At 48.8% G+C, this 1,557-nt stretch carries 1 protein-coding gene; it reads left to right on the forward strand.

Features of this window, described 5'->3' with window-relative positions; translation table 11 throughout:
• Nucleotides 1-45 precede the first annotated feature (45 nt).
• On the forward strand, nt 46-1,557 hold a 1,512-nt coding region (locus tag VN105_RS17100; protein ID WP_325642744.1), incomplete at its 3' end, for a hypothetical protein.

Here is a 1,557-nt window from a genome sequence, read left to right on the forward strand (position 1 = left end):
GTTTTCAGCCAGGTACAGACAGCGCGATCTTTCAACGATCCGACGATGTCGAACATAAAAGGCTTTTATGAATATCTTCCCGCAGGCTACAGCCAGGGAAGCGGAAAGAAGTACCCCCTCATCATTTTCTTTCATGGCAACGGCGAACTGGCAAGTAATGGTTCCCCCTTATCGGCTGTTCTCAGGAATGGCGTTCCCCGGGTGATTGCAGACGGTAAATTCCCCAACACCTTTACGGTGAATAATCAAACCTATTCGTTCATCGTGATATCCCCCCAGTTCAATACCTGGCCGGGTTCGGGCGATGTAACACTCTTTAAGAATTACCTGCTTACAAAATATGATATTGATCCCGACCGTATTTATATCACCGGCTTAAGCATGGGAGGCGGTTTAACATGGGGCGCACTTTGTGAAGATAAAACAAAAGCGAAAGCTTTCGCCGGTGCAGCCGTTGTTTGCGGTATGTATCCGCCTACTACTGCCTATGCAGCAGTGGTGGCCGGCAATAACACGCCCATATGGGCATTTCACAACGATGGAGACGGCACCGTACCTTCAGACTATTCAAAGAACTGGGTAAAGTATATCAACGCCACTGTACCGGCGCCCAACCCGCTGGCAAAGCTGTCTATTTACAACTCCACTTCACATGATGCATGGACCAAAGCCTACGACCCCAATACGAGAGAAGACGGTAAGAACATGTATGAATGGATGTTGCAGTACACCAAAGATGGTGCGGTAACATCGCCGCCGGTTACTCCGCCGGTTACAGGAGGCAAGCGCATTATAGTGCCCATGAGTAATACCGCCAATGGCAGGGCAGAGATCTATTACCCCGATGCCATGAAAACATTCAATGTAAGCCCCGGCGATACTTTATGCATACCGGCAGGAGAGTATGAATACCTGCATCTTGGTAATCTTACAGGAACGGCAGACAAACCTATTGTGATCACCAACTGTGGCGGCCAGGTAAAACTGGGCATAAAAAACCAGGGCACTGCCGCTGTGTTCAACGCACCTACCTGCCGCTTCGTGGAAATCAGCGGGAGCGGAGACAAGAATTATGAATTTGGTTTTGACCTGAACGGTACCAACATCTCCGGTCTTAAAATATTCGGTCTTACACTGGGTGTAGGCGCATCCGACTTTGATGTGCATAATATTTATATCCACGACGGTAACATCCTGTTACAGGCTAAAACCCTGCAAACCTGCGCCCAGCCGCAATACCTGGAAGGCGCCTTCGTGATGAAGAATGTGAAACTGCACCATATTAAATGCCGGAACTCCACCGGTGAAGGTTTTTATATCGGCAACACCCACTACTACTGGACGGAAGGAACCTGTGTGGATATGAAATCGCACTGGATCGAAAACCTCTGGGTGTATGATAACGACCTGGAAAACATCGGCAGCGACGGACTACAGATATCAATGGCAAAGAACGGCGACAACCGCGTGTTCAACAACCGCCTGGTGAATTATGCCACTTCAAAAAATTCTGCACACGGCTACGGTATCCTGATCGGTTCCGGTTCCAGTTTAAAA

It is taken from the genome of Chitinophaga sp. (assembly GCF_035564935.1).
In the GTDB taxonomy this organism is placed as follows: Bacteria; Bacteroidota; Bacteroidia; order Chitinophagales; family Chitinophagaceae; genus Chitinophaga.